At 43.4% G+C, this 7,663-nt stretch carries 9 protein-coding genes and 1 pseudogene; 1 reads left to right on the forward strand and 9 read right to left on the reverse strand.

Annotated elements, in window-relative coordinates; all coding sequences use genetic code 11:
• Positions 1–25: 25 nt before the first annotated feature.
• Positions 26–1,351 (reverse strand): Na+/H+ antiporter family protein, encoded by a 1,326-nt coding sequence (locus L4D20_RS22440; protein WP_428803806.1) that lies wholly within the window; start codon positions 1,349–1,351, stop codon positions 26–28.
• A 27-nt stretch (positions 1,352–1,378) separates the two neighbouring features.
• Positions 1,379–2,026 (reverse strand): ribonuclease T, encoded by a 648-nt coding sequence (rnt, locus tag L4D20_RS22445; RefSeq protein ID WP_428803807.1) that lies wholly within the window; start codon positions 2,024–2,026, stop codon positions 1,379–1,381.
• 184 nt (positions 2,027–2,210) lie between these two features.
• On the opposite strand from rnt, the gene motY reads away from it, so the two are divergent.
• A complete protein-coding gene (gene motY, locus L4D20_RS22450) occupies positions 2,211–3,095 on the forward strand; it encodes a flagellar protein MotY (RefSeq protein ID WP_428803808.1) in 885 nt (294 codons plus the stop codon).
• A 16-nt stretch (positions 3,096–3,111) separates the two neighbouring features.
• Here motY and L4D20_RS22455 read toward each other — a convergent pair whose 3' ends face one another.
• From L4D20_RS22455 to L4D20_RS22485, 7 genes and pseudogenes are all read right to left on the reverse strand, one after another.
• Entirely contained in the window at positions 3,112–3,549 is a 438-nt protein-coding gene (locus tag L4D20_RS22455; RefSeq protein WP_428803809.1) for a DUF2753 family protein, read from the reverse strand.
• Between the two features lie 101 nt (positions 3,550–3,650).
• Positions 3,651–4,067, reverse strand: coding sequence for a lactoylglutathione lyase (gene gloA, locus L4D20_RS22460; RefSeq protein WP_428803810.1), 417 nt, complete (start codon positions 4,065–4,067; stop codon positions 3,651–3,653).
• A 9-nt stretch (positions 4,068–4,076) separates the two neighbouring features.
• Entirely contained in the window at positions 4,077–4,718 is a 642-nt protein-coding gene (gene nth / locus L4D20_RS22465; RefSeq protein WP_428803811.1) for an endonuclease III, read from the reverse strand.
• Positions 4,719–4,758: 40 nt separating this feature from the next.
• Positions 4,759–5,448, reverse strand: coding sequence for an electron transport complex subunit E (locus L4D20_RS22470; protein WP_428803812.1), 690 nt, complete (start codon positions 5,446–5,448; stop codon positions 4,759–4,761).
• Positions 5,441–6,076, reverse strand: coding sequence for an electron transport complex subunit RsxG (gene rsxG / locus L4D20_RS22475; RefSeq protein ID WP_428803813.1), 636 nt, complete (start codon positions 6,074–6,076; stop codon positions 5,441–5,443). Before rsxG ends, L4D20_RS22470 begins: the two co-directional genes overlap by 8 nt.
• An 8-nt stretch (positions 6,077–6,084) precedes the next feature.
• Entirely contained in the window at positions 6,085–7,131 is a 1,047-nt protein-coding gene (gene rsxD, locus L4D20_RS22480) for an electron transport complex subunit RsxD (protein ID WP_428803814.1), read from the reverse strand.
• Positions 7,131–7,663, reverse strand: a pseudogene (locus tag L4D20_RS22485) (electron transport complex subunit RsxC); the annotation flags it as partial. The pseudogene L4D20_RS22485 and the gene rsxD, both read right to left, overlap by 1 nt.

A 7,663-nucleotide genomic window follows, 5' to 3' on the forward strand; every position in this document is an offset into this window, starting at 1 on the left:
ATACTTTTAGTGATAGTTTTTATCCTTAAAGAACCATCGCGGCGATCCAGCCAAAAATAATCAGTGGGATGTTGTAGTGAATAAATGTAGGTACTACCGTTTCCCAAATATGCTCATGCTGACCGTCAGCATTCAGTCCCGATGTTGGACCTAATGTTGAATCAGAAGCTGGCGAGCCGGCGTCACCAAGCGCAGCTGCTGTACCGACTAATGCAATGGTTGCCATTGGTGAGAAACCAAACGCAGCAGCTAATGGCACGTAAATCGTCGCTAGAATTGGAATAGTAGAGAACGATGAGCCGATTCCCATTGTTACTAATAGGCCAACAACAAGCATTAATAATGCTGCGAGTGGTTTATTGTCACCGATAGTTGTAGACAGAGCTTCAACCAACGATTCAACGCCACCTGTCTGCTTCATTACTGCTGCAAATCCAGCCGCAGCAATCATTATGAATCCGATCATAGCCATCATATGAACGCCTTTAGTAAAGACGTCTTGAGTCTCTTTCCAAGCGATAACGCCGCCAAAAGTGAATACCATAAAGCCAGCTAAAGCGCCGATGATCATAGAGCCAGTCGAAAGCTGTACAGCTAGGGCAACAACGATACCAACACAAGCGACCAAAATACTCTTCATATGAATGCTTTTAGGCTCTTCATTAACGTGAGTTAGTGCTGTCTCTTTATATTCGCGTGGCTTTCTATAACTAACTAAAATAGCCGTCAATAGACCAAACACCATGCCAAGCGCAGGTAGAATCATTGCAGTAGGAACTTGAGAAGCAACAACACCTTCTAGACCGTTATCATGTAAATTCTTAAGCAAAATGTTGTTTAGGAAAATACCACCGAAGCCGATTGGAAGAATCATATAAGGTGTGACAAGACCAAAAGTAAGAACACACGCAACCATACGGCGGTCCATCTTTAGTTTTGCAAATACGCCCAGTAGAGGTGGAATTAAAATTGGAATAAAGGCGATATGAACGGGGATGACATTTTGTGATGACATCGTTACCAAAATAAGCGAAGCAAGTACCGCGTATTTTAGTCCAGTGCTAGCCGTACCGTTCTCTTTGCCATTAATTCGCTTAATCACGTTTTGTGCAAGTAGGTCAGTAATACCAGATTTAGAAATAGCAACAGCGAAAGTACCTAGCATAGCGTAACTCAATGCAATAGTTGCACCGCCACCCAAGCCACTTTCGAAAGCAGAAACTGCGTCATTTAAACTCATGCCAGATACAAGACCGCCAACAATGGCACTGAATGTCAAAGCAACAACGACATTCACGCGCATCAAAGCGAGTATCAACATGATACAGACAGAAATTACAACAGGATTCATAGTTTTCTCGGTTAGTTGTGTTTGTTTTTAATTATTATTGTCAACAAGTGGCCAGCCGCCTAGGGCTTTCCATTTATTAACGATGCCACAAAAAAGCTCGGCGGTTTTTTCGGTATCGTATAGCGCTGAGTGGGCTTCTTTGTTGTCGAAATCCATCCCTGCAGTTTTACAAGCTTTGGCTAGAACGGTCTGGCCATAAGCAAGGCCACTTAATGCGGCGGTATCAAAAGTTGCAAAAGGGTGGAATGGGACTCTTTTTAACTTGCTACGTTCGCTCGCAGCCATAACAAAATTATGATCAAAAGTAGCGTTATGAGCGACGATAATTGCGCGGCTGCAATTTGCATCTTTTTGCTCTTTGCGGACTAGCTTGTAGATTTCTTTTAATGCATGCTCTTCAGACACTGCGCCTCTTAACGGGCTGAAAGGGTCTATAATTCCATTAAACTCAAGTGCAGCTTTCTCAAGGTTTGCACCTTCAAATGGTTCAATATGGAAGTGAATAGTTGAAGCAGGTTGAAGATCACCGTGTTCATCCATTTTCAATGTTATTGCACAGATTTCTAATAGCGCATCTGTTTCAGAATTAAAGCCTGCAGTTTCGACATCAATGACCACGGGGAAATATCCGCGAAAGCGTTTATTGAGAGTTAATGTTTCATTTTCTACAGTCATAATTATTTTAGTTGGATGAACAAGCCGTGCATTATTGCAGATTCTTGCATTGAGCAAAACCGAAGAATCTAAGAATGAAACGGAATTTACTGTGATAACTGGCTAGAATTTTGCATTCTTTGGAGAAGGAAATTACAACGGCAATCAATCGCCGTTGCTCAGTAGTATGAAGAGAACAGTAAATATGAAGAAATGGGCCGCGATTAGCGCTGTATTAATGACAAATGTAATGGTTTCTCCAACGGCTTTTGCCTTGGATAAACGTTATGTTGCTACGCCCATACAGTCTACATGGCAGATGATTGCGAATACGCCTTTAGAGTGTCGTTTAGTTCATCCAATCCCAAACTATGGGGATGCGGAGTTCTCATCAAGAGCAAGTAAAAAAATCATTCTAGATTTTGAGTTGAAAATGCGTCGTCCAATGGGGGAGACAAGGAATGTTAGTCTTGTTTCTTTGCCACCATCATGGCGTCCGGGAGAGAGTGCAGAACGCATCACCAACATTAAGTTCTTTAAACAGTTTGACGGCTACATTGGAGGTCAAACAGCTTGGGGGATATTAGGCGAACTAGAAAAGGGGCGTTACCCGACTTTCAGTTATCAAGATTGGCAAAGCCGTGATCAGCGTATTGAAGTTGCGTTATCATCAGTGCTATTCCAACAAAAATACAATGTATTTAGTGACTGTATCGCCAACTTATTGCCTTACAGCTTCGAAGATATCGCGTTTACTATTTTGCATTATGATCGTAGTAGTGTTCAGTTAAATAAGGCGTCTCGAAAACGTTTAGCTCAAATAGCAGAGTACATTCGACACAACCAAGATATCGATTTAGTTCTGGTTTCAACATACACGGACTCCGTTGATAGCCGAAGTGTCAGTCAAAACCTATCCGAGCAAAGAGCCGAGGTTTTACGTGATTACTTTGAATCTCTTGGCTTGCCTGAAGACAGAATTGAAGTGCAAGGCTACGGTAAGCGTCGCCCAGTTGCCGATAACTCGTCTCCTATCGGAAAAGATAAGAACCGCCGTGTGGTTATCTCGCTAGGACGAACACAGGTATAGCGGTAAGTCTAACTAGTTAGTTCAGCTTAAACATTGAAATGAGATTACAGTTAGTTGCCGAGTCTAGGTGACTAACTTGTTTTGCGATGTAAGGGTTTGGGTGACGCTTGAGAAATTCAATCAACGCTTTTTTGCAGCAACCTAATGAGTCGATATACGATTCACACTGACTATTTGCACACTGAGGAACAAGGGAAAGTACTTTCTCTGAAGCGAGTTGCAAATACTTTAGCTCATATTTTTCATCGCCTATTGTTCGCCAAAATTTTGCCATGTTATGGCAGGAGATGACAGACACAATAAGTCGCTCTTCAATTTCTATATCTTCGACATGTGTCAGCTGGTCACTTATGGTTAAGGCTTGTTGGTAGTGAAGAATACTTCTTAGGTGATCACTTTGCTGCATGGCTACGTCAGCAAGCAGTGTATGTTCTTCCCACTCTCTCACACTCATGATTGTTTCTCTTTTGATTAAATGCAAATGAGAACCATTACTATCACTAAATTAATAAAAAGGCAACGCTAGGTCACCTAATTGGGTATGAGTCTCAAAGATTAGCTGCCTAATCCTTCAGATGCACTTTTACTTTGAATAAGTTCAATCATGTAGCCATCTGGGTCTTTAACAAAAGCAATCTCAGTGGTTCCACCTTTGACTGGACCTGGTTCACGAGTAATAACACCACCTGCCGCTCTTATTGCTTCACAAGTCGTGTATATATCGTCAGCTCCAATTGCGATATGACCAAAGGCATTACCTAGCTCATAGTCACTGGTTCCCCAATTGTAGGTTAGTTCGATAACTGAGCCTTGCGATTCGTCACCATAGCCGACGAATGCCAGTGTGTATTCATACTCTTTGTTTTCATTGGTTCTAAGCAGGGTCATCCCCATAACTTTTGTGTAGAACTCAATGGATTTATCTAAGTCTCCAACACGTAGCATCGTGTGAAGAATTCTTCCGTTTGACATAGTGGGCTCCTAGCTTTCTGGGTATATTTTTTCTTTAAATTCGCAGAGATCTTCGATCATACAGCTACCACAACGTGGTTTTCTGGCTATACAGGTGTAGCGACCATGTAAGATAAGCCAGTGGTGTACATCAACTTTAAATTCTTTTGGAACAACTTTAAGGAGTTTTTTCTCGACATCATCGACGGTTTTTCCCATCGCAAACTTGGTTCGGTTAGATACACGATAGATATGAGTATCAACAGCGATTGTAGGCCAACCAAAAGCGGTGTTGAGAACAACGTTGGCCGTTTTACGCCCAACACCAGGAAGGGCCTCAAGCGCTTCACGATTCTCAGGGATTTCACTATTGTGCAGCTCAACCAGCATTCGGCAGGTCTTGATGACATTTTCAGCTTTTGAATTAAACAGCCCGATGGTTTTGATGTACTTTTTCACACCATCTACACCCAAGTCGAGGATCGCTTGTGGCGTATTCGCAATAGGGTAGAGCTTATCTGTTGCTTTGTTTACGCTGACATCAGTCGCTTGAGCAGATAATAATACGGCAATCAAAAGCTCAAAAGGGGTATCCCAGTTAAGCTCGGTTTGAGGATTAGGGTTATCGTCCCTAAGGCGAGTTAAAATTTCTGCGCGCTTTTCGTTATTCATTTTAGTTTCGCTTACATCTTAATTAATGGCATCACAGGCATTAGTTTGTAACTCGTGCTCGCTCGATGGCCGCTTTTTTCGCTTTAGGTTTGCGAGATGCCATTTGTGAATCGATGACGTTTTTTATCGCAATGATGAAACCCACACCAATAAAAGCACCAGGAGGAAGAAGTGCTAATAAAAAGCTATTATCGAACTGGAATATTTCAATTCGAAGTGATTGAGCCCAAGAACCTAATAAAATATCCGCACCATCAAACAGTGTACCGTTACCAAGCACTTCACGTATTGCGCCTAGTAAAACTAGAACGGCTGTCATCCCAAGCCCCATCCACAGACCATCTAAAGCCGAGGGAAGAACACTGTTTTTAGATGCAAAAGCTTCAGCTCGGCCAATGATCACGCAGTTAGTCACAATCAGTGGAATAAAAATGCCCAGAGACAAATATAAACCGTAGGTATAGGCGTTCATGAGTAACTGAACACAAGTAACTAGAGAGGCAATGATCATAACGAAGACAGGAATACGAATCTCTTTATGGACGTATTCTCTAAGTAAAGAGACCGCTACGTTTGAGCCTACAAGCACCAATAGTGTTGCAATACCCAGCCCTAATGCATTTGTGACGGTCGAAGAGACTGCCAATAATGGACAAAGCCCAAGCAATTGAACGAGGGCGGGGTTGTTATCCCAAAGGCCATTTTTCATTAGCTCTTTATGATCACTCATTAGAACCTCCACAGTTGAATGCTTGGCTGGTGAGTTGTTGATGGTTCTCATTGACAAAAGAAACTGCATTTTTAACTGCGCCCACAACCGCTCTAGGCGTTATCGTTGCACCAGTAAACTGATCAAATTGACCACCATCTTTACGGACTTTCCAAATATCTTGATTCGTATCAGTCACTGTTTTTCCGACAAAGCCTAAGATCCAATCGCTAATACGTAGGTCAATTTTATCGCCAAGTCCCGGTGTCTCTTGATGAGATAAAACACGTGTACCTGTAATGTTCCCTTGCTGGTTAATACCAACAATCACTTTTATAGCACCGTTATAACCATCAGGAGCAATAGCTTCAATGGCAATAGCACTAGGTTGCCCATTTAATGTAGCAAAATAGGCTGGCATTGGATCATTCGTACCAAGGGCTGAATGAGTGACCAAGCTACACGATTGATATAGATCGTTATCATGGAGTGATTCCGGGATCACTTGATTCAAAATAGTGAGTAGCTGAATTTTTTCTTGCTGACGAATGGTATCTTTCGTCAGGTGGTGAGTCACTGCAACGAGCCCTGTTGTTGCGCAGGCAAAAATTGCCAGTGTCAGTCCGTTTTTACGAATCGCCGCTAACATAATTTTCCTTAATGCCCATAGGTACGTGGTTTGGTGTAGTAGTCGATCATAGGTACGCACATATTAGACAGTAATATTGCGAATGCGATACCGTCTGGGAAGCCGCCCCAGCTACGGATGACGAAGACTAAGAACCCAATGAAGGCACCGAAAACGATACGTCCCTTCACTGTTGTAGAGGCTGATACAGGGTCGGTGGCAATGAAAAATGCCCCGAGCATGGTTGCTCCCGACAGTATATGAAGAATTGGGCTTGCCGTTTCTCCTGGAGTTATCATGAAGAAGAAGCTACTCACGATAATCAAACTGGCTAAGAATGAGACTGGAATATGCCAGTCAATAACTTTGAGTTTTATAAGCAGTAAACCGCCAGCGAGATAGGCAAGATTTACCCACTCCCAACCAATCCCAGCAAAGCCATGAAATTGAGGCTGCTTCATTGCTTCTGATGCAGTGCTACCCGAATGAAGCGCTGTCTTAAAAGCGTCTAAAGGTGTTGCCATAGTCACGCCATCGATACCCGTACGAATCTGGGCGAGAGACAATCCTTCATGGTTAAAACCGCTAAATATAAGTGAAAATGCATCGATAAAGTAAACAGGATCTTGGTTTAACTCTACAGGTGTAATCCACGAGGTCATTTGTACTGGAAAGGAAATGAGTAGTACAACATAGGCCACCATGGCAGGGTTGAAGATGTTTTGCCCGATACCGCCATAGAGATGCTTTGCAATAATAATCGCGAAGATGAGACCGATAACGATGATCCACCATGGTGAATAGGGTGGGATAGCAACAGCAAGCAACCAAGCTGTGACTAACGCACTGTAATCACGTAAAGCAGACAAAGGGTGGCGCTTTCTAATCAGCAAGACCGCTGTTTCAAGTAGGACGGCAACAATGAGAGCAAGCAATAGCTGGATAATAGTGCCCCAACCAAAGAAGTAAGTTTGTGCCACAAGGCCGGGTAGCGCCGCGAGCATTACCCACTTCATTAAATCTGGGGTGCTTTTTTTGCTATGCGTATGTGGGGAGCTGGCGATAAAAAAGGCCACTACTGTTTCTCCTCAGAATTATTTTGTTCATTCGGTATCAGCTCTTTTTGTGCTTTACGAGCTTTGGCTCTGGCAATGGCAGCGGCGACAGCGGCTTTTTTAGGGTCGTCTTCGCTAGAGTTAGCCGGTTCAGGTTTAATGGACTCTTCAGCTTTGCTCTGCTCTGCCTTACGAGCTTTAGCTCTGGCAATGGCAGCGGCGACAGCTGCTTTTTTAGGATCGTCTTCGCTAGAGTTAGCCGGTTCAGATTTAACGGACTCTTCAGCTTTGCTCTGCTCAGCCTTGCGAGCTTTAGCTCTAGCAATGGCAGCGGCGACAGCGGCTTTTTTAGGGTCGTTTTCGCTAGAGTTAGCCGGTTCAGAGTTAACGGATTCTTCAGCTTTGCTCTGCTTTGCCTTACGAGCTTTGGCTCTAGCAATAGCAGCGGCGACAGCGGCTTTTTTAGGGTCGTCTTCGCTTGAGTTAGTTGGTTCAGGTGTAACAGCTTCTCCAGCGGTACTCTGCTCAGCCTTTCGAGCCTTGGCTCTAGCAA

The sequence above is a fragment of the Vibrio kyushuensis genome (genome assembly GCF_050337325.1).
Lineage (GTDB): Bacteria > Pseudomonadota > Gammaproteobacteria > Enterobacterales > Vibrionaceae > Vibrio > Vibrio kyushuensis.